This is a genomic window from Pseudoalteromonas sp. G5_S1_14_S5, assembly GCF_054968605.1.
This window is the reverse complement of the sequence record NZ_JBQKUM010000041.1, coordinates 1-21,298: the sequence shown is the minus strand read 5'-3', so window position 1 is coordinate 21,298 and position 21,298 is coordinate 1. Positions and strand designations below refer to the sequence as shown.

The following is a 21,298-nucleotide window of genomic DNA, read 5'->3' as shown; positions in this document are numbered from 1 at the left end:
AAAAGTGATATATCAAATTTATCCTTGGTGAATAATGAGTAAAGGAAAGATAACCAAAGAGTATATTTTGAGTCATGCATTCGCCTTTGCGAGTGAGAACGGGCTTGAGAGTTTGACGATTGGTGAACTAGCCAAGCAGTGTGGTATGTCTAAGAGTGGTTTGTTTGCGCACTTCAACTCTAAAGAGAACCTGCAGCTCTCTGTACTTGAGTACTCCAATACTATCTTCACCGAGCGAGTCATCATTCCGGCAAGAGAGCTTGGTGATGCTGACATTGAAGCGAAATTAAAACAGCTGCTCGACAACTGGTTAGGATGGAACCACTCATTCCAAGGCAGTTGCATGTTTATAGATGCTTGGAAAGACGCGGGCAGCGAAACATCTGTGATTCAGCAAGCGCTGCAGAAAACCATTTCGGTTTGGATTGATTACTTGACGATTCAAGTAGCAAAAGCGGTGGAGAGTAAGCAGTTTAGATCAGACCTAGACCCAAAACAGGCGACCTTTGAATTGTATGGACTCTACTTGAGTGCGAACTTGTTCTATTCGTTACAAGGTCAACAAGCGAGCCATACCCATTTTTGGAGTGGCGTAGAGCGCTTAATTGCTGGCTGGAAAGTAGTTTAACAAGTAAGCCATAGAAGTGGCGAAGTCCATGAGTTTGGCCTACCTAAGGCCCAAAAAATTTAAGATAAGTGGCGGTAGCATGCATAAACAGCAGAAGCGCCATTTTTTATATTAACAAATAGCACGGTCGTTCGTTTTTGTGGCCGAGCTGGATACGCCAATAAATTTGGTGAGATAAGGAACGGTCATGAGTGACAAAATCTATTTTAATACATCGAATAAATTCAGTTTCAAGCGTAGCCTGATTGGTGCAACCACCTATCTGCATTACACCTTAGCGCCGAGCCATGCGAAGAAAACTGCGCGTAAACTGCTGCTTACACCAATGCGAACTGAGCAAAAAAATGCGGATCCACAAGGGCTGATCAAGAGCGAAATTAAAGGCCGTGATGGTGTGCTAAAAACTTACTCTTTGGGTACAGGCCCAGTTTGGGTATTAACTCATGGCTGGTCAGGTACCGCGAGTCAATTCTTTCCTTTGATGGAACATATCGCCGCTAAAGGTTATACCGCTCTGGCTTACGATCACCCGGCGCATGGTGGCAGCGATGGCGTGCATGGCCATATTCCGGCGTTTGTGAACGGTCTTGAGGCGATTCTCGATTCGGTGGGTGAAGTGGCAGGCTTGGTAGGTCATAGCATGGGTACTGCTTCTGCGTTGGAATGTAAGCACGTTAAATTAGAAAACAAGCCGTTGCTTCTGATCGCACCAGTATTGGACTACTTGGACAATTTGTTTGGCAGCGTTGCTCGTTCTGGTTATTCAATGAAGCTCTTCGAGGCGGTAGTTGAAGAAGTACAGGAGCAGTTTAATTACCCAATTCAGTCTATTGACCCGTATGGCAAGCTTGCGCTTCGTCAGTCTCAAACCATCATTGTGCATGATGAGCAAGATAAGTTTACTAAGTTCGATGTGTCGCAGCGTTCAGCGAATGAAATGGATCGCGTTACCTTGATTGCCACTCAAGGGCAAGGTCACGGGCGAGTAATGAAGTGCCCGCAAGTGTTTGAGAGCTTTGATATCTTGATTGGCTAGGTTTAGTTAATCAATTCGGTAATACGTAGGCTTAGATAAAACAACAAAAAGGCCAACCAGATATTTCTGGTTGGCCTTTGCTTTTAGGATTTTAGTAAGTATTTAGCTTACACCTATTTTTAGTTAGCACAGTTTGCTAGGCCAATTTTTTTCCATACGCCCCATTCACCAGAGTTAACTGGGTCATCACCTTTAGTCCACCATTTCGCTTCCCAAACCTTACCAGCTTGAGTCACTTGGTCGCCGCGAGTGTAGACTGCACTTGAATCCCAAGCGTAAGTACACGTACCACCGTCTGTGTTTTTCTTAAGTACTTTCACTGATGCAGCTGCGACTGATGAATCTGTACCGTCACTCACGGTCACAGAGAAGTTCAGAATAGTGTCTTGCGTGTATTCTGCTGCAACAAAGCTTACTGAAGCGCCTTGTACTGTTGCATCGATACCTGCAGGTACATGCCATGTGAAGGTTAGTGTGTCTTGATCGGCATCGCTAGACGCTGATGCATCCACGACCACAACATCACCCGCATTGACTTCAGCCGGAGCCGAAACCACTGCAACTGGTGCTGTGTTAACTGGACCTGTATCTTTCGGGTTTACCGTTACAACAAGCGTGTCCGTTGACGTTGCACCTTCGTTGTCCTTTACTGTTAGGCTGAAGGTCAGTGTTTCTTGCTGAGCGACTTCAACAACATCTAAGCTTGCAATCGCGGCATTCGCGTTAGCCAGAGTTACTGCTGTACCGCTCACTTGAGACCAAGCATAGCTTGCAATTGTGCCATCACTGTCTTTTGAAGCGCTGCCATCCAGAGAAACAGAAGCAGGGCCTTCAACAGATTGGTCTGCACCGGCTGATGCGGTTGGTTTCTTGTTCAAAGGTTCTGTAGTGCCACCTGCTAAACCCTCGTGCATCGCATTTAGGATGTCGCCGTTATCTGCATCAATTTCCCAAGAGAACAGACCCGCAAGACCAAGGCTACGCACGTACGCACCTTTTGCTTTAACTGAGCGGTCGTCATCAAACGTGATCAACTGACCTGAAGTACGGTTCCAAACGTATGGCGCTTCTGCCATTTCGTCGTAGCCATATTCGAAGCCATTGATGCCTTGGTTGCTGGCGCCAAGCATGTTCGCTTTAATGCCTTTGTAGTCGATAACGCCATCTTCCCATACACCTTGTGCAGTGCTGCCTTTCAGCTTGCCATTACCGACACCTGTCATAGGGTCGCTTGGGTCGGAGAGTGTTGATGGTAGTACGCCTTCCCAACCACGACCGTACATTGCTGTACCTACGACAAGCTTGTTAGCTGGAACACCTTGCTGAAGCAGTAATTGGATACCGTTGTCAGTGGTGTAAGCAGGGCCTGTGTATGGTTTGCCATTTTCATCAATGCCAGAGCCATCACACTGGCCAGGACGCATGAAGTTACCGCAGTTTAATGCTGTTTGGTGACCTAACACATTGTTCCAACCTCCGTAGAAGTCGTAAGTCATCGCAAAGATGTAGTCCATGTACTGGATAGCATCACCGTAATCCACATCCTCAATTTTGTCGTGACCAACACCGATCGCTGATGTGAGTTCGTAAGTACGACCATTTTCGGCTTCTAACTCATCAAGCATTGCGCGCAGTTCTGCCATTAGTGCGATATAAGCTGGGCCATCATTTACTGGGTCACCAAGATCTGGCGCAGCACCGCCGCCACCTGGGAATTCCCAATCGATATCCACACCGTCATAGAACTTCCATGTATTTAGGAACTTCTTAACCGATGCGACGAAGGTGTCACGGTTTGCTTTAGTTGTGAAATCGAAGAATGGGTCTGACAGGGTCCAACCGCCAATTGAAGGGATGATTTTCAGATCAGGATTACGCTGCTTGAGCGCCATCATCATTGCATAGTTGCCCTTGATTGGTGAGCTGTATTCGTGACCTGCTTGAGGGAAACTTTTCTGGAAAGCTGCCCATGGGTCATGAATCACTACTTCGTAATCGTTGACACTCTGACATGCCGTCATGAGTGCGTTATAGCTGTTACCGCCAACCGATTTCACTGACTCGTTAGGACCACAAATTGGTATGAAGCCATAAAGGATATGGGTCAAGTTATCAGCGGGTAGGTTGTCGACTGTGTAATCGCGGCCATAGATGCCCCATTCAACAAAGTAAGTACCCACTACTGTATTTGGGTCTGTATTGTATGACTTGTTGTTTGGATCAATGTTCATTGCTAGTGGTGCTAAGTGTGCACCATCCGTATCGGCGATGGTGATCTTTGCGGGTGCACTCTTGCTACAACCCGTTTCGTCACACGCTTCGATTTCCATATCAAATAAGCCGCCCTGACCGTATTCGAATGAAGCTGTAGTTTGGCTGCCCGTGATTGGACCGGTCGCAACCTTAACGCCATCAAAGTAGATGTTGTACGTGTTTCCTGACGTTCCGCTCCACTGATTAAACTTAACGTCGACTTTTGCTTTGTCATGATACTTAACCATCTGGTTGTAGCCAGAAGTTGTTTCCATCGCGAGTTCAATTTTAGAAAACTGTAGGTTGTTGGAACCGTACATGTCGATGCTAGGTGCTGTTGGAGCAGCTAAAGCTGTACCAGATAGCGTTAGAGCAATGCTCGCAGCACAGGTATTAAAACGAATCATACTATTTCTCTCATTCTTTGAAGGTTACGAGAACCAAATGGCCCCATAAGTTGCTCCGATCAGTTTTAAAGGAGCTTCTCCGTCAGTATTCGAGAGAGTTTTAATTTCATAACTGAAAATAAATCTGTTTTCGATGGACAACTAAAAAATTGTATCTTGTTACAAAATTGTTGCTTAATGAGTGAGAGGTCGAGTCCATGTTTTATAAAATTAAATTTCTATTAGCATGAAAACCTTATATGTGAAACTTCACGACATGAAGTTGTGTAAAGTTGCGACAATCTGCATGAAAATATTGTTTAGTTGAAGCGGTATCACAAAGTAGTGGCGGCTAGGCAGGGGAGGTATGAAGCGTGTTGGTGGAGTGATTTTGGCGATTGAAGGCTATCTTTTGAATTGCTCAGCTAATGAAGCTCTTCTTTGTTGCATGACACTGTGATTATCACCGGTAGCGGTATGCTCAAAGCCTTCTTTAATAAATTGCTGGGCAGGTGTGCTTGGCTCCAGTCGTTTTAGGCGAGGTGAGTCGTAGGTACCACTGATGGTGTAAACCCTTGGTCCAGAGCCTGTATTTATCGTGACGATTTTACCGTCAAACTCAAACGAAGTGGTGATAAGGCGATGATTCATCATCACCCCTTTTTCAGAAAGGGTCAGGATGTCGGTATTGTATGGTGGAGCACCAACCTCAATCCAATTACCATGTACGTTGCTTGGGCTGACAGACTTTTGGTGGGCTTGATAAGCAAAATAAACAGCGGTGACGGCAATCATAAAACCTGCTAATAGAAAGCCGTAGAGTAGTGAGTTGGCAAATATATCTCTGCTTTTAGTGGGCTTTTTTGCCATTATCTCTTCATTTTTTGCTTGTACCGTCTTTAAGTCTATAAATTAAAACCTTTGTTTGCAAAGATCGTTAGAAGAGTTAGAAGCAAGATCCAATGTTACGATAAATAGGCTTGCTTTGATGTTTCTTTGAATATTACCACCAATATTTATGTCATCAATGCAAGTTGCTGTCAGTAAATCTTAAGTTATGCGTATTTATTTCTTGTAGGAAAGTCGTGAATTGGTTAAAACAATTATCACCCAAGTTTACATATAGGCTTATTCGCTAAGCCCAATAACTGCAATTTTAATATAACAAGGAAGTACAATGATTAAAGAAAACACATACTTTGAAGGTGGCGTAAAATCGCTGGCGTTTAACCAATCTGGTGCTGATGTGAGTGTTGGGGTAATGGCTGCGGGCGAATATACCTTCGGTACGGCGGCTCCAGAAAAGATGACGGTTGTAAAAGGTGCACTAACGGTAAAACGTGTTGGTGATGAAGGCTGGACCACATATCAATCTGGTGAGTTTTTTGACGTTGCTGGCGATTCATCTTTCGACTTACAAGTAAAAGAAGCAACGGCTTATCTATGTGAGTACCTTTAGGGGAAAGTGAGCTGGCTTCTCTCCAATAAGAAAAAACCACGCTCTAAGAGCGTGGTTAAATAAGTCATAATAACCGGCAGTGGATAGTGTCACTTGTTTTACAGTCATCAAATCAACGACCAAATTCGTTGTTATCTTCTCAATCCCTCAAAAGTCCAAACCAAACACTAATAAGTTTTAAATACGCCGCTGTTATAGTCTTGAATGGTTTGTTCAATTTCTTCCATAGAGTTCATGACAAATGGACCATAATGTACAACCGTTTCATCGATTGGCTCTCCGATAAAGATAAGCGCACCAGAATCCTCTTGGCTTTCTAAATATAGAACTTCAGCGCTTGTTAGGAACGCCAGTTGACCTTGGCTTATGATCTTTTCACCATTTTTAAGGCTGCCCTTGTAAACATAAGTCATGGCATTGTGACTGGTGTTAGTGCTTAGTGAGATTTGATGCCCAATGCTCGCTCGCCAATCTGAAACACTCAGTGGCACGCCCGTTTGTTGTAGTGGTCCTTGTATTTTTAAAGTGTCAGCAGCAGAATTCAGTAATTCAAACCCACCCGCAATAACTCTTAGTAAACCGCTTTGCTCACTTTGGTGTTCAGTAATAGTTTCGTTTTGGAAGTCATGGTATTGCGCTGGCTTCATTTTGTCTTTGGCTGGTTGATTTATCCAAATCTGAAAACCATGAAGTGCACCTTCCTCCATCATCGGCATTTCACTGTGAATAACGCCACGGCCTGCAGCCATCCATTGTGCCCCACCACTACGAAGTTCTCCGACATTGCCCATGTGGTCTTTATGTTGAAAGTGACCTTGCAGCATATAGGTGAGTGTCTCTATCCCACGGTGAGGGTGGGGAGGAAAGCCGCCAACATAGTCTTTGCTCTCATCTGATTTGAGTTCATCAATCATCAAAAATGGAGAGAAGCGTTTGTCATTAAAACCAGCAACTCTTTGGATTTTAACCCCATCGCCATCGGACGTTGCATGGGCTGAGATTACATGTTCTATGGTTCTTACATTTGACATATTGAAACCCTCATAAGCTTGAATAGGGCTAGTGTATGGAATTTAATTTATAAAGAAGAGGGTACTGCGTTGAGTGACTTATTCGAAAATTTTGAACAGGTAACAATATTAAATTAAGTATATACTCAGTATAAGGTAGACCGCCAAGGAGGCCGCTATGGCAGTACAACAAAAACATGGCGAAAGGCACGGTCGAATGGGCTTTGAAAATGACTTTACGACAGATCAAGGTCAACGTTTCACTGAGGTTGCGAATAACGCGGTGAAACGTCGTATCAAAAAGCGCGAAGTTGAAGCGCCTTTTGTGCATTCGGCAAAGGAATCCGCGCTTAAAACCGTCACTAGATCTAAGTGGGAAAACCGAAGCCGAGTTCGGCAAGTGGTTTGGATTATTGTTATTGGTCTTGTCAGCTTATGGGCTATGTATATGGTTGGTTAACGCTGGCGAGTTTTTAGTAGTGTTACATTGTTCCCTTCTACGTTAGTTTGAATATTCTCTTCACGTTCAGGGGGTTCGGCTTCTTCATAGATGCTGTCCATCGGACACTCTTCTTTCAAAGTTGAAACCGGGTTGTCATGATAATAAGCGTATCGGTTCTTGCCTGAATGCTTAGCAACATACATGGCTTTATCCGCACATCTCGTTAACTCATGTAAATCTTGCGCGTCTTGTGGGTACAAAGACACACCAACACTGAGCGTTAGCTCTTTTATTCTTTCATTTGTTTGGCAGCCGCTTTCGAACAAACCACAGATTCGGTCCAGGATACCGTCGAGGTCTTTTCGGGTCGGGATATCGTAGAGCATTAATACAAATTCATCGCCCGCAAAACGCGCAATCGAATAGTCGTATTCGTGACTTTTTCGATCTCGAGTTCGAATATTGTTGCTCAAGCGGTTCGCAAAGTGCTGCAACACACTGTCGCCAACATCGTGTCCATAACTGTCATTGATCCCTTTAAAATCATCGATATCTAAAAAAACTAATGCAGTAAGTGATCGCTCACTATCAACGGTTGTTAGCTTCTCAATGGCCCAACGTTCAAAGCTCCATCGATTTGCTAGTCCAGTGAGTTGGTCTCGGTAAGCTAAGTCTTCGATCCCTTCTTTATACAAACGCTGAATGTAGCTTACTGCTTTGGTGTAGTAGTAAGCGGAGGTATGACACACCAAGCTCATGGTAAACAAGCTAAGAATAAAGCGATGTGTGCTGTTAAAAGGTAGAGAAAAATTACTAGGTAATGCGGTGATCAGTGTACTTATGAATAGACAAAAAGAGGTGCTTAGGATGACCCCAACTCTGAAGTCGTTGATGAAAATAACGGCTGCTAAAATTGGGTAAAGCCAAAGTATGCGGTTGGGAATGGCATAGCTGTATAAAAATAAGATGACGCCTTGCACAAGCAGTACACAGCTAAGAATTAACTCGGAGTACTCAGGGCTGTAGACTTTTCTTACATAAATCGCGTTGGCGATAGCGATAAAAGCGAAGCACAGCTCAAACATGGACAGCGTGTAGTGTTGCCCCTGAAAGTAAGCCCATGTGTAAAAGATAAAGAGCGTGGCAGCAGTCAGTGAAAAGGAGTAGACGATTTTTTGTTTTCGCGTAGAGCGGAGATCCGCCATTTCTTCAAGGTGCCTTCCCACAAGCCTGTTCATGTGATTTGTGCCACTAATTTTGATAATGGTATTAATACTAGATTAAATAATGGTCAATGCGGAGCCTTCGGTGATCATTTAATGTGACTATTATCAAGATTTCATATGAAAGGTTGGTTAACGCATTCTGAATGGTGATGAATATCACTGGTGGTGCAGCTCGCCAAAAGCAAGCGGCCGATAATGTGCTTGCTTTCCAACAATTTACTCCACATAGTTCTTTTACTATTGAATTATCAAGGGACCAATTATGTTAATCACATTCAGTTGCAAGGCGCACGCAAGTGTCACGATGTTTGGTGAAGTAGGCCTACAGTTTATTAAAATGCTCGGACATAGTGGCAAGATCCCAGGAGCGATTGATGCTTCAGAGGTTCCTCAAGCATTGAATAACCTGCGTACTGCAATCGCTGCGGAGCAAAATCAAGCTGTAGAGCAAGACGATATGGATGACGACAATGAAGATGAAGTTGTTGAAGCGCCAGTAAACATTGGCAGCCGAGCATTTCCGTTGGTAGAGCTATTAAAAGCAGCCATTAAAGAAGAGTGTGAAGTGATGTGGGAAGATGGCAGCGGTAAGCGTTTGTAGGGGTATTCGCCTACATCTTGTGAATCAGTTTCAGTATCGAGTGCAAAGTGCGGTTTGTTCATATGATAGCTTGTTAAAAAGTGGCGCTTAAGTGGGCGTGTTTGGGTTATTTAACTAAACTGGAACAATAACTTAAATTTATAAAAACACATTAAACTAAGGATATTTGATGAGTTTCTATTCCCAAGTCGTGGCCGTACCATTTTATTTAGCACTCTTTCTTTAGCGGTTTTATCAACGTCTAGTGTTGCCGATATGTCGACAACGCCTGCCATTGGTGGCGTATTCAGTTCAAGTGAGGTTTTGAAAAATCAGGTGCTTTCAGCCTGAGTTATTCGGTCACATTATCTCGCACAGCCTTTAGATGCTAAAACGAAAGCACGGGTGATCGCTCAGTTGTCTAACCCGACTTACTCCATTCCTTTGGACTACTTTCTCTATAGTTACTACGATCGCTATTCGGGCTTGGGAAGTGAAGATGTGTTCAAAGCATACCTATCGACAGTCTACGATGATGAGGTATTAAGAGGCTTTGAACATAGCCTCTATCTATGTGGGTGATGCGCCTGATTCTGATTACAAAGAGCCTGATACGTCCACAGAAGCAACCGGACATCATGAGGGTATTCGAATCGATGAATACTTCATTGCGAACATGGTTGTGATCTACGATGCGCTGTTTGATATTGGCGTTTAGCAAGATATGGACAAATTGCCAGAGAGCTACACCTATTTAACTAACAGCCCTGAAGATTTGGCAATTATTAATCAGATTCAACCGTTAGCACCGACTCTCTATGAATATCTGACTGGAGAACCCGTAGTAGCAGGCGAGAATGGTTGGGGCTTCCCTTCATTGTTGAATAAATTGGATATACGTTCATGTTTTACTCTCTTCCTAATTAACGACTTATAAATAGTTATTAAGGGAGAGAGTCATTCCGACAAAATCCTCATCACTGATATCAACAACTTGATAGCCAAGGCCTTCATAAAATTGGATGGCGCGACTGTTGCACCTGAAGCTAGATAGGGTGACTTGGTTTCGCTGTTCTATGCGAGCTTTATTGTGAATCAGCATCATGACTTGTTGACCGATGTTTTGGCTTTGATTTTGAGGGAAAATAATCAATAAGTGAATGTGGTATGCGTTGTCGTAAGGTTTGAAGCAGGTAAGCCCGACCTTTTGAGAGTCTCTATACACCCAATGGAACCAAGAAGAGTGGTAGTCGTTTGAGAGGCGGTTGCGCTGAAACTCGTCATCCCAGCCAAATACATTGTTGACGTGTTCGAAGATACCTTGCTTAACGCAGTCAAACAGCTCGTCAAACTCGGAGCTTAAGACGGCTTCTAACCTAAGTTCTTCGCATTTGCTTGTCATTCTTTCTATTTCCTTGTCCTGAATCTTGGATAAGCAAACAATACCATAAGCGGCTGAGATTTATACTAAATGAAAAAGCCACGTAGATACGTGGCCTTGAAAGTTATATTGTCAGAAGTTTGGCTAAACCATTTTCAGTGCGTGATGTCGAGTGAGTTGTTTGTGTAGCACGTCTTTGAGCTCCAAGCGTTCTACTTTGAGGTTGTGCATGCTGTCGTCATCAATCGGACTGCCTGATATTTCTAATTCACGGATGTCATAATCAAGCTGATGGTACTTTTGCATGTCTGCTTTGAACTTTTCGTCGTCGTGGTTGAGTTGCACAATGTCTAATTTCAGCTCTGGGAAATCTAAGATAAAGGCATGGTTTTCATTGAGCATTGGCACTTCCTCTTTCGTTCAATTAAATTCAGTATAGAACCTATTTTTGAAGATAAATGTGGTTCAAAACACAAAGCGAGATTAGGATCAAAAAAGGGCATTAGCGTGCCCAAGTGGATTCGCTGATGCCCTTTGTTCTATCAGTTGCGTTGATCGCTATAGCGTTTCTACTAAGAGATTATTTCGCTTTTTTACCAGAGCGTTGTTGCTCTTTGTATGCCAACTTTTCTTTCTTACGTTGCTCGATTAGGTGAGCTGCATCACCACCTACGTGAGTTTCGCCGCGTGCATTTGATAGCTGAACTTGTTTTTCACGCTCACGGAAACGCGCTTTCTGCTCGTCCGTGTGCTTATCGAAACACTTAGGGCAGCTTACGCCTTTCTCGAAGTGCTCAGAGGCTTTGTCTTCCTCTGTGATTGGTAGACGACAAGCGTTACATACATCGTAGCCACTTTTTTCTAGCTGGTGGTTAACGGCAACACGGCCATCAAACACGTAGCAATCGCCTTCCCACATGCTCTCTTCTTCAGGCACTTCTTCTAGGTATTTTAGAATGCCGCCTTCAAGATGGTAAACCTCTTCAAAGCCTTGCTCTTTCATGTAGGCTGTTGATTTTTCACAACGAATACCACCCGTACAGAACATCGCGACTTTCTTGTGCTTCTTAGGGTCTAGATTGTCTTCAACGTACTGAGGGAATTCACGGAAAGTTTCCGTGTTTGGGTTTACCGCGTTTTTGAATGTGCCGATGTCTACTTCGTAGTCGTTACGAGTATCAACCAAGATCACATCTGGATCAGAGATAAGGTCGTTCCATTCGTTTGGCTTAACGTAAGTACCGACAACATGGCGAGGGTCGATGCCTTCAACACCCATGGTTACGATCTCTTTCTTAAGCTTAACCTTGGTGCGGTTGAATGGTTGTTCGTCGTTGAACGACTCTTTGTAAACAACATCCGCTAGGCGGTCGTCTTGCTTGAACCATTGAAGAAGAGCGTCGATGGATTCGCGCTTACCTGCAACGGTACCGTTGATACCTTCACTTGCGAGTAACAAAGTACCGCGGATGTTATTAGCTTCTAGAAGCTCAGTTAGCGGTTGGCGAATTTCTTGGTAATCATCAAGTGCTACGAATTTATACAGAGCACATACAACATATTGAGACATGGTTTTTCCTTTCTGCGAGCTGGAACGTAAATCCAGAGCGGTTGCCTATTCTGATCATAGCTGGGCATTGAAACCTAGCTCGTCATGATGGCTTATTAAAATCCGCCGCAGTATAACTAAGGCGGTGTAGGACAAAAACCAACCAAGTGTAGGGCTATTTATCACCTATTTTATTGTGGATTTATGGTTTGAGGAACGAAAAAGCCCTGCTATACAAATACAGTAGGGCTTGGTGTTGAATCTGTCTTACTTAATCAGAGATTACGCTGGGTTAAGTACTTCTGCTAAGCGTTTCACTGCTTCAGTCAGTTCTTCTGGATTAGCGTTAGTGAAGTTTAAGCGCAGTGCAGCTTTTGCTCCCTCCGGCTTTGGATAGAATACTGGGCTTGGTACAACCGCCACACCATTTGAAAGTAGGGTTTTAGCCAGTTCAAAAGTATCGCACTCTGGAATCTCAACCCAAATGAACATGCCGCCATCGACCGCCTTCAATACGCAGTCAGCAGGCAGTTGTTTTTCTAGTTCTGAAAACAGCACTTCATAGCGAGACTTGTACATTGAACGAATGCTCTCCATGTGGACGTTAAAGTCTTGGTGTTTTAGAAGGCCAAGCAGTAGGGCCTGCATAGGAACGCTTGAGTGCAAATCTGCGCCCTGCTTCACTTTGATCAATGGCTCAAGGTAGCTGCGCTTGCCTGTTACTGCACCAATACGTAAACCAGGTGATGCAATCTTAGAGAATGAACGAAGAACGATAGAGTTGTCAGGGCAGAAAGACGAAACCAACGGTAGCTCTATGCCTGTGAAACGTAGCTCTCGGTATGGTGCATCTTCTATGAATGCCACGTTGTATTTGATACACAGTTCAGCTACTTTTTGGCGAGTCTCTGTTGTCCAGCATACGCCAGTTGGGTTATGGAAATCTGGCACCGCGTAGAACATCTTTGGCGATTGCTCGGCAAAACACGTTTCTAGTTCATCTAGGTTAGGTCCAAATTCAGTTTGAGACACAGTCACAATGTTTGCTTGAACCAAACCAAACACTTGCATCGCACCCAAGTAGCTCGGTGCTTCCATTACTACCACATCATTGGGATCGACATATGCACGAGCGATCAAGTCCAAGCCCTGCTGAGAACCAGTACAGATCATCGCTGTGTGAGTTTCTGGCAATTGGTAGCTTTGTGTCAGGTGGTCAAGCAAAGGGCCGTAACCCGAGGTCGAGCCGTATTGGAAAACTTCAGGCATGTTCGCTAGGTTTTCTAGCGTTGGCTTCATTAAATCGATTGGGAAGGTTTTCTCATCCGGCAGACCACCAGCCAGTGAGATAACGTTTGGATCGCTTGCTGCTGCGAGGATCTCTCGAATATATGAAGATTGAATTTGTTGTAATGACTGTGCGATTTCCATGTTTTATGTCTCGTCGTTTTTCGTTTTTATTCTATCGCTTGATATTACACGGCAATTGTAAAAACTAGCGTGTCCATTTATGCTCTTAAACATGTCCATTTATGCTATTTAAACGATATCACGTCAACACATATCTCGAATCAATGATGTTCTTTTCCATATTCATCAAGACATCAGCCAGCCGCTGTCTGCCAAAGCGTTATCTGAGATAGCAGCCTACTCAGAGCAACACTTTCATCGCACCTTCAAAAGTGTGGTGGGGGAGTCGCTGCATCAATATATCCGACGCACTCGGATGGAGTATGCCGCTAATCAGTTGATGTTTGATACTAGCTCGTCGGTGGTTGAGATAGCGAATAAATGTGGTTTCAGTTCGGTGTCTTCGTTTAGCCGAGCATTTAAAGCGACCTTTGATATGTCTCCGGGCGAGTGGCGCAAACACGATTTACAGATCGCCGAAAAGCCTTATTTGAAAGATCCTGAGGTGGCGGCTGGTTATCAAAATGTCGCACAGCGCAAGCTACCCGAGCCCAAAATAGTCGAAACACCAGAGCGCACGGCAGCCTATGTTCGACACACTGGTTATAATCGTTCTATTCGTAATGCATGGTTGATATTGAAAGCGTGGGCGAATGCCGAACAGCGTGATTTTTCGACCCAGTTTGGTTTGCACCATTCAAATCCTGCTTGGGTTGAGATGGATCAGTGTCGCTATGTAGCATGTATCGCGATCTGCGAACCTATTAAGTACCGCAGCGTGGTTAATCAGATGGTTATTCCCGGCGGTTTGCATGCTGTGTTTCGACTCAATGGCCGTTATGGAGAGTTGCTACCACAAATCAGTATGGTGTTAGAAAAGTGGTTACCTACATCAGGTTTCAAGCAGCGTTCAACACCAGCTTATGTGCACTATCATCAGAATCATTTTTTGAATAGTGATGAAGTGTTCGAACTCGATTTCTATCTTCCGGTAAGTTTTTATTAATCCACCCATTTTGAGGAGTAAACATGTATCTCGTTTTGTATTGCCACAATATTGGTATGACCGACTTTTCTTTCTTTGAGACGGAAGATTTCGACAAAGAAGAGGGTTATATCGTGCGAGGAAAATGGCCGAACGAAAAAGCGTTTCGTGATTACTTGACTAAAGAGTTTGGTGACATGAGTGAGTTCCAAGTGATTGATCTCATCGCCAAAGGTGCAGAGGCAGAACACTACTCGCCAGAAGAGTTGATGCGCCTAGCCCAACAACATAAGGCTTTGTAGTCTTAGCTCAATAGCATCTAGTTTAAGCATATATTTCAAGCCGAATAAAGAAATGGCAGCCTGATTAGGCTGCCATTTTTCGTTTTCAGTTAGAGTTCGTCGCACGCAGTATGAGTTGAGCTATTGCGCGACTTCATCCACTAATTACAAGATCGACTGATACGGAATGCCGCTGTGATGTGATAAACCGATTTCACAGGTTCGGCTGTTGCTAAAACCACGAGTGCAGTTACTTGGCACTTGTTCTTTAAGTGGGTGAACTGCCGCTTCATTCAATTCTGGTGTAGTGAAGCCTTTGTCACCCGCCCAGCCACAACATTGAATATGATCTGGAACAATCACTTCTTCGGTACAGGCCTTCGCAAGGTTTAACATCGCCCCTTCTAAGCCCATTCGGCGAGAGCTACAAGTGACATGCAGCATTACGGTTTCTTTCAGTGGCTCTAGCGTCAGGTGCTCTAGCAAGTATTGATTCACAAACCCTGTCGGTTCTAGTACTTCTAACGGCTTGGTGAACTGCTCAATACTGCGTTTGGCACACGGGCTGGTGTCCATCAATATTGGGTATTCTCCCTGAAGACTCGCTTGCCATAATACTTCTTCGAGCTGTTGTGCTTTAGATTGGGCTAGACCGTTCATCCCTTTACTGTCGTAAGGCATACCGCAACATTGGTCGTCTAGTTTTTTCGGCAGGATGACCTCAAATCCGGCTTTGTTAAGCAAAGACATGGTCACTTCAGTAAGAGGGCGTTGATCACTCGCATCGCTTTGCTGCCCCATAGTTCGACTGGTACACGAAGGGAGGTAAACCACCTTCTTAGCGCTGTTCGACGTTGCGGCTGTCATTGGTGAACCCGTGAGTGAGTGAATGTTGGGTTGCGGCATCTCAGGCATCCAAACTGGTGTTGCGCCTTTGGTTACTGAGCGCAGGCCATTTGTTAGCTTGCCGACCGTGTTGGCACCTAGTACTTTGCTCGCCATTTGGTTGGTTTTGAGGCCAGCCTTGGCCAGCTTAGTGGTGGTCGAGAAATGATCTGCAGTCCACTTAGCGATTGGCGTGAACTTCTCATACTTGGCAACACGAAGCTTCTTCACCAAGTCACCCGTATTAATGCCTACCGGACAACGCTCAGCACACAGGCCTGTTACCGCGCAGGTATCAATACCAAGGTATTCGAAGGTTTTTTCTAGTTCACTGGCTTGTATCTCTTCACCAGCAGCTCGGCGGCGTTGCAGTTCTCGATACAACACGATGCGTTGGCGAGGTGATAAGGTCAGTGTACGAGACGGACAAACAGGCTCACAGAACCCACATTCAATACAGCGGTCGACAAGGTCGTCGGCTGCGGGCATTGGCTTTAAGTTTGTGATGTGGGAGTTTGGATTGTCGTTGATGATAACGCCAGGGTTGAGCAGTCTTTCTGGATCGAACAGCGCTTTGATCTGTTGCATCAAGGCGTAGCCATCTGTACCCCATTCCAATTCTACGTAAGGTGCCATGTTGCGGCCCGTGCCGTGTTCCGCTTTCAGAGAACCTTGATATTTCACGGCGACAAGTTCGGCAACGTCATCCATGAAACCACCGTAACGGTCGATCTCTTCTTGGCTATCAAAGCCTTGAGTAAACACAAAGTGCAGGTTGCCTTCTAGGGCGTGGCCAAAAATGATCGCCTCGTTGTAGTCGTATTTATCGAATAGCTCTTGCAGCTCTCGGATACCATTCGCTAGGTTTTCAACTGGGAAAGCAATATCTTCAATGATAACGGTAGTACCGACTTCACGCACGGCGCCAACGGCTGGGAACATGCCTTTGCGAATGCCCCACAGGGTAACGACAGTCTTCGGATCGGAAGTGAAAGGAACAGATTCAATAATCGTGTAATCAGCCAATGCATCCAAAATTGATTGACAATGTAAATCTAAGTCCTGCTGGGAGCTGGCGTGAGATTCCACCAAAATAGCTGCAGATTCTAGATTTAAGCTTGGCATGAACGCAGGCATACCCGGCTTATCAGCGACAGAACGTAGCGCCCTACCATCCATCAGCTCAACAGCAGCAACCGGAGTCTTGGACAGCGTAGTTACGGCTTTACTGGCTTGCTCGATGTCGGCAAACACCAGCAGTGCAGAGGCTTTATTCGGGTGTTCAATCACCGTGTTGTAAGTGATCTCGGCAATGAAGCCTAGCGTGCCTTCTGAACCAATCATCAGGTGTTTAATAATTTCGATTGGATCGTGATAATCGACCAATGCATTTAGTGCATAGCCCGTAGTGTTTTTAAGGCGATACTTGTGGCGGATTCTGTCGGCCAGTTCTTGGTTCGAGCTGGTTTGACGGTGCAGTTCAACAATGCCATCAAACAGCGTTTTGTGTGATTGTTTGAATGCCTCAACGCTAGCACTGTCTGCGGTATCGAGCAGGGTGCCATCGCTTAAAACGACTTTCATGCTTGCGACGGTGCGATAGGAGTTTTGCGCGGTACCGCAACACATGCCACTGGCGTTGTTCGCGGCAATACCACCAATCTTACAGGTGTTGATGGAAGCTGGATCTGGACCGATTTTACGTTGAAATGGGGCAAGGTATTTGTTGGCATCGGCACCAATCACACCGGGCTGAAGAATGATTTGATTGCCGTTATCGACGATCTCATGGCCACGCCAATCGTCGGTTAGAGTGATAAGTACGGAATCTGAAACCGCTTGTCCCGAAAGGCTGGTACCTGCCGCGCGGAAGGTAAAATGAATGCCCAGTTCACGACAGCTTTGAATAGTGAATATCACTTCGTCTAGGTTTTTAAGCCTTAGAACCATTTTCGGCACCAAGCGATAAAAACTCGCATCGGTGCCGTAAGCCAATCGATTTGCCTCTTGCGTGACAATGCGTTCCGTTTCTATTCTTTGAGCCAGTATCGCCTCAAGCTGCTGATAAGCCTTGGCGTCAATTACCCGCTCATGGGATGTGTTTGTTTCCATCTTTGCTTCCTTGTGCTTCTTATTTGGCACTGTTCAGGGCGTGTTGGTCTTTTGTGGTTAAATTTTGTTCAAGACAAAAGCATTTTAATCGCGGCGAGGGGGAAGTCGCCTAGTCACTCTAAGCAAATCCCTCTAAACAAAGAGTAAAACGCTTTAGCTGAACCCTTCGGGCAGCGTTTGCTGGCAATTTCTACTGCGTTATCGGCTTCTCATGTAGGCGAGCTACACATCAACGCCTCTGCCTTGTATAAATACCAAGCAGCTCGTTGCAAAAATCAGCTCGAAAGATCAACACGCCCTAGCTTTTTATTTTCCGGTGCTTAAACGGTGTCACAACGGCAGTGGAATTGCTGTGACACCAATTGAACTTCAGTCTAAGTAGATCAAAGCATTATAGTGAATCAACGGCTTAATCTAACCCCACCAAAGATTCACGAGTTAAGTCTTTGATTGTCTTTGTGCCAGTTAATGTCATCGCCACGCACATCTCTTTGTCGTATAGGTCGAATAAGTTCTCAACGCAGGCTTGTCCTTGCGCTGCTAATGCATATACGAAAGAGCGGCCAAGCAAGGTGCAGTCTGCGCCAAGTGCCATCATGCGAACCACATCTAAGCCCATGCGAATGCTAAAGTCGACCATAATCTTGGTGTCGCCTTTAACTGCATCAGCAATCGAAGGCAGTGCTTTAGCACTCGATAGAACACCATCAAGCTGATGACCACCGTGGTTTTAAACGACGATACCGTCTGCGCCAAATCTCACCGCGTATTTGCATCTTCTTCGTCGAGAATGCCTTTGATAACCATTGGGCCGTCCCAGAAATCACGGATCCACTCTAGGTCTTTCCATGAAATCGACGGATCGAAGTTGTCGTCCAACCAACCGATGTAGTCTTCCAGCCTGGTAGGAGAACCATGATAAGTAGAGATGTTATTCTTCTTCTTTTAGAGCTTGGTTTGGGCTGCTTTAATTAGGGGGAATAACTTATGGTCTACATAAGTGTGTCGATCATATCGAAGGCGAAGATAAACACTAGGCCGATGATGCCTGTCATCACCAAGTAGTAGATCTGGGCAGTTTCAGTAAGGTGGCAGAACAAAATAACCTTACAAATTAATTGGCGTGCAATTATTATATCGAACGACGCGTAAATTGACCCTGACTGAAGCGGGCAAGGCAATTTTGCACGGAGCCAAAAATGTGAAGCAGGCGACTCAAGAGGCTATGGACGCAGTTTTATAATTTGGTGAAAATGTCAGCGGTCATATCAAAATGTCAGTGCCCACTATCTCTAGAGATTTGATTTTGGCAGACGCCGTTGCCGAGTTTTGTAATATGCCCCCAGGTTTAACGGTCGAACCGACAACGACAAATATATCGTGCGCGTTTCGGGCTCTTTCTCGACGGACAACGCGACCGCGCTAAGAAAAGTGGCATTAGGTGGGCAAGACGTTGGGTATTTATGCGGTTTACCCTTTTACTCGCCAGCCGCCCAACAAGATTAAGTTATTGATTGAACATATAAGAACGCGTTACCTGACGATTTCTCACTATTTTTAATAAGGATCACGATGAGCTATTTAAAAGAGTATCAATATCCAATCACCAATAAACAGATTGTCAGCGATGACTATTTTGGTCAGATAATCGAAGACCCTTATCGCTGGCTAGAAGATGACAGAAGTGACGGAACCGCACAGTGGGTAGCGAGCCAAAATGCAGTCACGTTTGATTACCTTGCTCAGATTTCCTACCGCGCAGAACTGCGAGAGCGCTTGGCAAAAGCGCAAGACTACAAGAAGAGCTCGCAGCCATTTGTCCGAGGTGATTACACCTACTTCTATAAGAATGATGGCTTGCAAAACCACAGCATTCTCTATCGTCAGAAAGAGGGGCTGCCGACCGAAATATTCTTAGACCCGAACACCTTCTCGGAAGATGGCACCACATCTCTGGGCTTAGTGTCGTTTTCGAAAGACTATAGCTTAGTGGCGTACAGTATTTCTGAGGGCGGCAGTGACTGGCGCAAGATCTTCGTGATTGACACCGAGACTAAGCAGCAGCTCGAAACAGAAATCACCGACGCCAAATTTACTGGCATCTCTTGGTTAGGCAATCGCGGATTTTACTACTCAAGCTACGATAAGCCCGATGGTAGTGAACTCTCTGCTCGCACTGAGCAACACAAATTGTACTTCCATGAGCTAGGTACAGAGCAAGCCAATGACAAGGTGATCTTTGGCGAAAGCAACGATGAGCAGCACCGTTATGTGTCCGGCTACACTACCGAAGACGATCGTTACTTAATTATTCTTGGGAAAGAATCCACGTCGGGTAACCGACTGTTCTATATCGACTTAAATTCACAAGAACAATCGTTGAACACTCTGATTGGTCATGTGGATAGCGACACGTATCTCATCGATAACCAGGATGAGACCTTCATTCTGTACAGCAATCTTAATGCTCCGAACGGCAAGGTCGTGAGCTTTGACACACGTACTGAGCAGTGGCGAGATGTCATCTCAGAGAAGCCACAGCCGTTAGACATCAGTACAGGTGGAGGGTACTTGTTCGCGCACTACATGGTGGATGTAGTATCCAAAATTGATCAGCTTGATTACCAAGGTAACCTAGTTCGAGAGCTCCACATGCCAGGATTAGGAACGGCCAGCGGCTTGGGTGGGAAAACAGAACAAACTCAGCTTTATTACACCTTTACCAACTATGTTACGCCGCCGACTATTTTCTCGTTTGATGTTGAATCTGGAAACTCAGAAATCTATCAGCACTCTGAGTCTCCGTTTGAGTCGGATAAATTTGAATCTAAACAGGTCTTCTATACCTCAAAAGATGGCACTCAGGTTCCAATGCTTATCTCTTATAAGAAGGGGCTAAAACTGGACGGCAATAACCCAACCATGTTGTACGCTTATGGCGGCTTTAATGTCAGCCTTACGCCCTCTTTCTCGGGCACGGTGGGCGGTTGGTTGGAACTTGGTGGCGTGTACGCAGTTCCTAATCTGAGAGGCGGAGGTGAGTATGGGAAGACGTGGCACAAAGCAGGTACTCAGCAGAAAAAGCAGAATGTGTTTGATGACTTTATCGCTGCAGCAGAATTCCTAATCTCAGAAAACTACACCAGTAGCGACAAGCTAGCGATTCGTGGTGGCTCTAATGGTGGCCTACTTGTGGGGGCCTGTATGACTCAAAGGCCAGAGATATTCCAAGTGGCCCTGCCTGCGGTTGGGGTACTAGACATGCTGCGCTACCACACATTCACCTCTGGCGAAGGCTGGGCGTATGACTACGGTACATCTGAACAAAACAAAGAGATGTTTGAATACCTGCTTGGTTATTCTCCAGTTCATAATGTTGTACGTGGTGTCGATTATCCAGCAACACTGGTTACGACGGCTGATCATGATGACCGTGTGGTGCCTGCTCACTCTTATAAGTTCATCGCTGAGCTACAAGAAAAGCACGACGGTGGTGCGCCTGTGATGATTCGTATTGATGTTAATGCGGGGCACGGTGCTGGAATGCCATTGAGTAAAGCTATCGATCTTACTGCAGATATTTATGCATTTACGCTATTCAACATGGGTGTTGAGTCTCTTGATATGCCTTAGAGATGTCTTGAATCATTTAAAATAGATATTTGACCATAACTA

At 45.0% G+C, this 21,298-nt stretch carries 19 protein-coding genes and 1 pseudogene; 10 read left to right on the top strand and 10 right to left on the bottom strand.

Annotation, left to right across the window (positions count from 1 at the left end):
• The first annotated feature begins 34 nt into the window (after positions 1–34).
• Both ACTRWI_RS13335 and ACTRWI_RS13330 read left to right on the top strand, forming a co-directional pair.
• Complete coding sequence (locus ACTRWI_RS13335) at positions 35–628, top strand: TetR/AcrR family transcriptional regulator (protein WP_499132048.1); 594 nt, start codon at positions 35–37, stop codon at positions 626–628.
• Positions 629–815: 187 nt separating this feature from the next.
• Positions 816–1,664 (top strand): alpha/beta fold hydrolase, encoded by an 849-nt coding sequence (locus tag ACTRWI_RS13330; protein ID WP_499132046.1) that lies wholly within the window; start codon positions 816–818, stop codon positions 1,662–1,664.
• A gap of 119 nt (positions 1,665–1,783) precedes the next feature.
• On the opposite strand, the gene ACTRWI_RS13325 is transcribed toward ACTRWI_RS13330, so the two are convergent.
• Both ACTRWI_RS13325 and ACTRWI_RS13320 read right to left on the bottom strand, forming a co-directional pair.
• A complete protein-coding gene (locus ACTRWI_RS13325) occupies positions 1,784–4,324 on the bottom strand; it encodes a glycosyl hydrolase family 18 protein (RefSeq protein ID WP_499132044.1) in 2,541 nt (846 codons plus the stop codon).
• 384 nt (positions 4,325–4,708) lie between these two features.
• Positions 4,709–5,173: a DUF2850 domain-containing protein gene (locus ACTRWI_RS13320; protein ID WP_499132042.1), complete on the bottom strand. Its 465-nt coding sequence runs from the start codon at positions 5,171–5,173 to the stop codon at positions 4,709–4,711.
• A 307-nt stretch (positions 5,174–5,480) separates the two neighbouring features.
• Between ACTRWI_RS13320 and ppnP the strand changes: the two genes are divergently transcribed.
• A complete protein-coding gene (gene ppnP / locus ACTRWI_RS13315) occupies positions 5,481–5,762 on the top strand; it encodes a pyrimidine/purine nucleoside phosphorylase (protein WP_499132040.1) in 282 nt (93 codons plus the stop codon).
• Between the two features lie 167 nt (positions 5,763–5,929).
• On the opposite strand, the gene ACTRWI_RS13310 is transcribed toward ppnP, so the two are convergent.
• On the bottom strand, positions 5,930–6,793 hold the full coding sequence (locus ACTRWI_RS13310; RefSeq protein WP_499132039.1) for a pirin family protein: 864 nt from the start codon (positions 6,791–6,793) through the stop codon (positions 5,930–5,932).
• A gap of 157 nt (positions 6,794–6,950) precedes the next feature.
• On the opposite strand from ACTRWI_RS13310, the gene ACTRWI_RS13305 reads away from it, so the two are divergent.
• Positions 6,951–7,232 carry a hypothetical protein gene (locus ACTRWI_RS13305; RefSeq protein ID WP_499132038.1) on the top strand — a complete coding sequence of 94 codons (282 nt, stop codon included), beginning with the start codon at positions 6,951–6,953 and terminating at the stop codon, positions 7,230–7,232.
• Here ACTRWI_RS13305 and ACTRWI_RS13300 read toward each other — a convergent pair.
• On the bottom strand, positions 7,229–8,452 hold the full coding sequence (locus ACTRWI_RS13300) for a GGDEF domain-containing protein (protein ID WP_499132036.1): 1,224 nt from the start codon (positions 8,450–8,452) through the stop codon (positions 7,229–7,231). The genes ACTRWI_RS13305 and ACTRWI_RS13300 overlap by 4 nt on opposite strands.
• 250 nt (positions 8,453–8,702) lie before the next feature.
• Between ACTRWI_RS13300 and ACTRWI_RS13295 the strand changes: the two genes are divergently transcribed.
• The 3 genes from ACTRWI_RS13295 to ACTRWI_RS13285 all read left to right on the top strand — a co-directional run bounded on the left by ACTRWI_RS13295 (position 8,703) and on the right by ACTRWI_RS13285 (position 9,957).
• Positions 8,703–9,041 (top strand): DUF1840 domain-containing protein, encoded by a 339-nt coding sequence (locus ACTRWI_RS13295; protein ID WP_422487740.1) that lies wholly within the window; start codon positions 8,703–8,705, stop codon positions 9,039–9,041.
• A gap of 532 nt (positions 9,042–9,573) precedes the next feature.
• The gene (locus ACTRWI_RS13290) at positions 9,574–9,738 is read left to right on the top strand and encodes a hypothetical protein (RefSeq protein ID WP_499132034.1); all 165 of its coding nucleotides are present in this window, start codon (positions 9,574–9,576) and stop codon (positions 9,736–9,738) included.
• Positions 9,739–9,744: 6 nt separating this feature from the next.
• Positions 9,745–9,957, top strand: a complete 213-nt coding sequence (locus tag ACTRWI_RS13285; RefSeq protein ID WP_499132032.1) for a hypothetical protein — start codon at positions 9,745–9,747, stop codon at positions 9,955–9,957.
• On the opposite strand, the gene ACTRWI_RS13280 is transcribed toward ACTRWI_RS13285, so the two are convergent.
• The 4 genes from ACTRWI_RS13280 to ACTRWI_RS13265 all read right to left on the bottom strand — a co-directional run bounded on the left by ACTRWI_RS13280 (position 9,952) and on the right by ACTRWI_RS13265 (position 13,381).
• On the bottom strand, positions 9,952–10,422 hold the full coding sequence (locus ACTRWI_RS13280; protein ID WP_499132031.1) for a GNAT family N-acetyltransferase: 471 nt from the start codon (positions 10,420–10,422) through the stop codon (positions 9,952–9,954). The two genes, ACTRWI_RS13285 and ACTRWI_RS13280, sit on opposite strands and share 6 nt — an antisense overlap.
• A gap of 123 nt (positions 10,423–10,545) precedes the next feature.
• A complete protein-coding gene (locus ACTRWI_RS13275; RefSeq protein WP_499132030.1) occupies positions 10,546–10,803 on the bottom strand; it encodes an HP1242/YdcH family protein in 258 nt (85 codons plus the stop codon).
• Positions 10,804–10,981: 178 nt separating this feature from the next.
• Positions 10,982–11,971, bottom strand: coding sequence for an oxygen-dependent tRNA uridine(34) hydroxylase TrhO (gene trhO, locus ACTRWI_RS13270; protein WP_004737051.1), 990 nt, complete (start codon positions 11,969–11,971; stop codon positions 10,982–10,984).
• A 261-nt stretch (positions 11,972–12,232) separates the two neighbouring features.
• Positions 12,233–13,381, bottom strand: a complete 1,149-nt coding sequence (locus ACTRWI_RS13265) for an aminotransferase-like domain-containing protein (protein ID WP_499132025.1) — start codon at positions 13,379–13,381, stop codon at positions 12,233–12,235.
• Positions 13,382–13,496: 115 nt separating this feature from the next.
• Between ACTRWI_RS13265 and ACTRWI_RS13260 the strand changes: the two genes are divergently transcribed.
• Positions 13,497–14,366, top strand: a complete 870-nt coding sequence (locus tag ACTRWI_RS13260) for an AraC family transcriptional regulator (RefSeq protein WP_499132084.1) — start codon at positions 13,497–13,499, stop codon at positions 14,364–14,366.
• 23 nt (positions 14,367–14,389) lie between these two features.
• Positions 14,390–14,647 carry a hypothetical protein gene (locus ACTRWI_RS13255; RefSeq protein ID WP_499132022.1) on the top strand — a complete coding sequence of 86 codons (258 nt, stop codon included), beginning with the start codon at positions 14,390–14,392 and terminating at the stop codon, positions 14,645–14,647.
• 144 nt (positions 14,648–14,791) lie between these two features.
• On the opposite strand, the gene ACTRWI_RS13250 is transcribed toward ACTRWI_RS13255, so the two are convergent.
• A complete protein-coding gene (locus ACTRWI_RS13250; protein WP_499132020.1) occupies positions 14,792–17,623 on the bottom strand; it encodes an FAD-binding and (Fe-S)-binding domain-containing protein in 2,832 nt (943 codons plus the stop codon).
• 409 nt (positions 17,624–18,032) lie between these two features.
• Positions 18,033–18,556, bottom strand: a pseudogene (locus tag ACTRWI_RS13245) (alpha-hydroxy-acid oxidizing protein); the annotation flags it as partial.
• 639 nt (positions 18,557–19,195) lie between these two features.
• Between ACTRWI_RS13245 and ACTRWI_RS13240 the strand changes: the two are divergent.
• Entirely contained in the window at positions 19,196–21,256 is a 2,061-nt protein-coding gene (locus tag ACTRWI_RS13240) for a prolyl oligopeptidase family serine peptidase (RefSeq protein WP_499132018.1), read from the top strand.
• Positions 21,257–21,298 lie beyond the last annotated feature (42 nt).

Excerpts from the sequence above, each read along its gene's own strand:
- ACTRWI_RS13335 (WP_499132048.1), top strand. The coding sequence starts at position 35 with ATGAGTAAAGGAAAGATAACCAAAGAGTATATTTTGAGTCATGCATTC.
- ACTRWI_RS13330 (WP_499132046.1), top strand. The coding sequence starts at position 816 with ATGAGTGACAAAATCTATTTTAATACATCGAATAAATTCAGTTTCAAG.
- ACTRWI_RS13325 (WP_499132044.1), bottom strand. The coding sequence starts at position 4,324 with ATGATTCGTTTTAATACCTGTGCTGCGAGCATTGCTCTAACGCTATCT.
- ACTRWI_RS13320 (WP_499132042.1), bottom strand. The coding sequence starts at position 5,173 with ATGGCAAAAAAGCCCACTAAAAGCAGAGATATATTTGCCAACTCACTA.
- ppnP (WP_499132040.1), top strand. The coding sequence starts at position 5,481 with ATGATTAAAGAAAACACATACTTTGAAGGTGGCGTAAAATCGCTGGCG.
- ACTRWI_RS13310 (WP_499132039.1), bottom strand. The coding sequence starts at position 6,793 with ATGTCAAATGTAAGAACCATAGAACATGTAATCTCAGCCCATGCAACG.
- ACTRWI_RS13305 (WP_499132038.1), top strand. The coding sequence starts at position 6,951 with ATGGCAGTACAACAAAAACATGGCGAAAGGCACGGTCGAATGGGCTTT.
- ACTRWI_RS13300 (WP_499132036.1), bottom strand. The coding sequence starts at position 8,452 with ATGAACAGGCTTGTGGGAAGGCACCTTGAAGAAATGGCGGATCTCCGC.
- ACTRWI_RS13295 (WP_422487740.1), top strand. The coding sequence starts at position 8,703 with ATGTTAATCACATTCAGTTGCAAGGCGCACGCAAGTGTCACGATGTTT.
- ACTRWI_RS13285 (WP_499132032.1), top strand. The coding sequence starts at position 9,745 with ATGGACAAATTGCCAGAGAGCTACACCTATTTAACTAACAGCCCTGAA.
- ACTRWI_RS13280 (WP_499132031.1), bottom strand. The coding sequence starts at position 10,422 with ATGACAAGCAAATGCGAAGAACTTAGGTTAGAAGCCGTCTTAAGCTCC.
- ACTRWI_RS13275 (WP_499132030.1), bottom strand. The coding sequence starts at position 10,803 with ATGCTCAATGAAAACCATGCCTTTATCTTAGATTTCCCAGAGCTGAAA.
- trhO (WP_004737051.1), bottom strand. The coding sequence starts at position 11,971 with ATGTCTCAATATGTTGTATGTGCTCTGTATAAATTCGTAGCACTTGAT.
- ACTRWI_RS13265 (WP_499132025.1), bottom strand. The coding sequence starts at position 13,381 with ATGGAAATCGCACAGTCATTACAACAAATTCAATCTTCATATATTCGA.
- ACTRWI_RS13255 (WP_499132022.1), top strand. The coding sequence starts at position 14,390 with ATGTATCTCGTTTTGTATTGCCACAATATTGGTATGACCGACTTTTCT.
- ACTRWI_RS13250 (WP_499132020.1), bottom strand. The coding sequence starts at position 17,623 with ATGGAAACAAACACATCCCATGAGCGGGTAATTGACGCCAAGGCTTAT.
- ACTRWI_RS13240 (WP_499132018.1), top strand. The coding sequence starts at position 19,196 with ATGAGCTATTTAAAAGAGTATCAATATCCAATCACCAATAAACAGATT.